Source organism: Hydrocoleum sp. CS-953, from assembly GCF_002260545.1.
Lineage (GTDB): Bacteria > Cyanobacteriota > Cyanobacteriia > Cyanobacteriales > Microcoleaceae > Trichodesmium.
Genome location: NZ_LGSU01000375.1, coordinates 1 through 2,916, shown reverse-complemented (window position 1 = coordinate 2,916; position 2,916 = coordinate 1). Strand labels below are relative to the sequence as shown.

Annotated in this window: 2 protein-coding genes; both read left to right on the top strand. The window is 37.4% G+C overall.

The genetic code is table 11. The features are described from left to right. Positions 1 to 366: 366 nt before the first annotated feature. A complete protein-coding gene (locus AFK68_RS03585) occupies positions 367 to 951 on the top strand; it encodes a CPBP family intramembrane glutamic endopeptidase (RefSeq protein ID WP_094671630.1) in 585 nt (194 codons plus the stop codon). A 218-nt stretch (positions 952 to 1,169) separates the two neighbouring features. Continuing rightward, on the top strand, positions 1,170 to 2,858 hold the full coding sequence (locus tag AFK68_RS03580) for a M14 family metallopeptidase (protein ID WP_094671629.1): 1,689 nt from the start codon (positions 1,170 to 1,172) through the stop codon (positions 2,856 to 2,858). The last annotated feature ends 58 nt before the right edge of the window (positions 2,859 to 2,916 follow it).

Below are 2,916 nucleotides of genomic sequence, written 5' to 3'. Positions count from 1 at the left end.
TCAAAAACATTTCTACATTTTGTAGAGCAGGGGAGTGGGTAGGGACGTTGCATAAGGGCGTCCGTACAGGAGAAGTAAAAATAACAATAATTAATATTAAATGACCTACAACTAGCAAAAAAAGATTTGATATGTAATTATTAATTAATAAATGGAGTCGTACCCAAGTATAGCATTAATGCCTGGGAATCGGTATAATATAATGTCCTGATAATTAGTGATAAAAAACTTTCTACTCCTTGTAAATTAAAATTCCCTATTCTTCCCTCCTGACTCCTGACTCTTGACTCCTGACTTGCGCGTATCGCTATAGCATCCTGTACAATATTTAGAGAGATAACCTAAAGTCTATTTGATAGCTGACAAGTGACAGAAAAAATTCCTGAAAACCCGGAAATAGAACCACTAACTCGCATCCAAGTGTTAGTGGCAATGGGAGTAACAGCATTAGTATTACTAGCAATTTCTAGAATCTGCCTCCTATTTGGTGTAAATTTATTGCCTGTAAGTTGGAATCTGACCGCATTGCTCTGGGGAATAGCGATCGCCCTAGGTATTACTGCTGCGAGTGGTTTAGTTTACCGCATCTGGCCAGCCTATCGTCGTAGTGCAGATACATATTTAAAGTTAGTTTTATCTCCCCTGTTATGGCCTGATTTAGTCTGGTTGGGGTTGCTGCCAGGATTAAGTGAAGAATTGTTATTTCGAGGTGTAGTCTTATCTGCGTTGGGATTAGATACAGTGGCATTAGTCGCCTCAAGTGTTTTCTTTGGTGTTTTACATCTAAGTGGTAGGCAACAATGGCCTTATATGATTTGGGCAACAATAGTTGGTTTTGTGTTAGGATACAGCGCTTTGGTAACAGGTAATTTATTGATACCAATTATTGCCCATATTTTGACAAATTTAATTTCTAGTAGTGTTTGGAAGTGGGAACATAAGGGAAGTTAAAAGTCAAAATTCAAAATTCAAAATTCAGATTTTATAGAATCGAAACTCTAATCCAATTCACGGAAGTTAAAAGTCAAAAGTCAAAAGTAAGATTTTACAGAGTCAAAACTTTAAGGCTATAGTAATTTCAGGGAATTATTTCACATCTAAAGTTTGAGGCTATTTGTGACATTTTTAGAGTGAATTGGTATTAATTATAGAGGATTAAATAATTTAATATGACAGAATTAGGGTTTGACTTTAGCCACTACTACACATATCAAGAAGTAGTAGATTTTCTACATCAAATGAGAGAAAATAATCCTCATTTAATAGAGTTAAAAGTTATTGGCAAAAGCTACGGCGGACTAGATATTTTCCTAGCTACTCTGACAAATCAAAATACAGGAAAAGCTCAGGAAAAACCTGGATATTGGATTGATGGTAATATTCATGCAATAGAAGTTACAGGTTCGGCGGTTGCTCTATATACTATTTATTATCTACTAAATAATTACGCTACTGAACCTCGAATCACTCATTTATTAGACAACTACACAATTTATATTTTACCTAGAATTGCCGTTGATGGAGCAGAAAAATATTTAACAACTCCTCAGATTTTGCGATCGAGTATTCGTCATTATCCCTATCCTGAAGAAAGGGATGGTCTCCACTGGGAAGATATAAATGGAGATGGGTTAATTTTGCAGATGCGACTCAAAGATAACTGTGGAGCTTGGAAAATTTCCTCAGAAGATCCGAGAATTATGGTGCCTCGCGAACCCGATGAATTTGGAGGTACTTACTACAGTATTTTGCCAGAGGGAATAATCAAAAACTATGACGGTTACGATATTAAAGTCGCTCCTAGTAAAGAAGGAATGGATTTTAATCGTAACTATCCCCACGAATGGCAACCGGAGGGAAAACAAAAAGGTGCTGGAGATTTTCCTCTTTCTGAACCTGAAACTCGCGCTGTAGCAGAATTTTGGCGAGAACATCCTAATATTAACGGTTTCATTAACTATCATACCTTTTCAGGAGTAATTTTACGTTCCTACTGTACTTATCCAGACGAACACTTACCTGTAAAAGATTTGGAAATTTACAAATTGATTGGAGAAAAGGGTACTGAAATTACTGGTTATGAGTGCGTTTCGATTTATCATAACTTCTCGTACCCTAACCGTGAGAAGATTTCTGGTGGAATGATTGATTATTGTTACGATCGCTTTGGTTGGTTTGGTTTTGCCATAGAGCTTTGGGATGCACCGACGGCGGCGGGAGTTAAGAAGGATGATTATATTAAGTGGTTACAACGCCATCCTGTTGCAGATGATCTGAAAATGATGCAATGGAATGATGAAAAATTGGGTGGCAGAGGTTTTATTAACTGGGAAATATTTGAACATCCCCAACTGGGTACTGTTGAAATTGGTGGATGGAATTTAAAGGAAGTTTGGTACAACCCACCTGTTGAATATTTACCAAAGTTGTGTGAGGAACAATGTCAGTTTGCTATTGCTCATGCTTTGATGTCACCTCGTTTAGCAGTGAGTCAAACAGTAGTTGAGCATCAGGGTGGCGATCTTTATCATCTGTTAGTGCAGTTTGAAAATCAAGGATTTTTGCCTACTAATACCAGTGAAAAAGCTTTGGAGCAAAAAAGTGTTAAACCGATAGAGGTAATGTTAGATTTACCTGATGGTGTAACGTTGGTGAGTGGGAAACAAAAACAGGAAATTGAGCATTTGCATGGGCGATCGAGTGAAGCTTTTAATTTTTTCAGTTTTTTTGCTCAACCTGGAAGTTATCGTTGTCATTTGGAGTGGGTAGTTAAAGGTGTTGCTGGTTGTGAGATTGAGGTTATGGCAAAGGCGGAACGTGCGGGTGTGGTCAAAACTGTGATTACTTTGTCGGAGTAAGTTAAGGTATACACGGTTTTGGGGCGGGTTTATTTAACTATATGAGAAATATCAAAGC

What these genes read in the sequence shown, in the direction of transcription:
- AFK68_RS03580 (WP_094671629.1), top strand. Translation starts at nt 1,170, where the DNA reads ATGACAGAATTAGGGTTTGACTTTAGCCACTACTACACATATCAAGAA.